Annotated in this window: 1 pseudogene; it reads left to right on the forward strand. The window is 76.1% G+C overall.

Going from position 1 to position 264, the window contains the following annotated elements:
- Positions 1-31: 31 nt before the first annotated feature.
- Positions 32-264, forward strand: a pseudogene (locus AB8Z36_RS42245) (ThiF family adenylyltransferase); the annotation flags it as partial.

A 264-nucleotide genomic window follows, 5' to 3' on the forward strand; every position in this document is an offset into this window, starting at 1 on the left:
GGCGGCGCCGGGCGGACGACGGGGGACGACCATGCATCCGACGCTGAAGCCCGCGCTGCGGCGCGGCTGGCGGGATCTGAGCACCGTGCAGTTCGGGGTGGCGCCCGCGCACGCCTTGGTGCTCGGCCCGATGGACACGGCCACGGGCAGCTTTCTGAACCTTCTGGACGGCACCCGCGGGCTGCCGCTCCTGCGCGAGGAGGCGCGGCGGATGGGGCTGCCCGACGGACACGCGGACCGCCTCGTGGGCGAGCTGTCGCGGGC

Source organism: Streptomyces flavofungini (genome assembly GCF_041028215.1).
In the GTDB taxonomy this organism is placed as follows: Bacteria; Actinomycetota; Actinomycetes; order Streptomycetales; family Streptomycetaceae; genus Streptomyces; species Streptomyces flavofungini_B.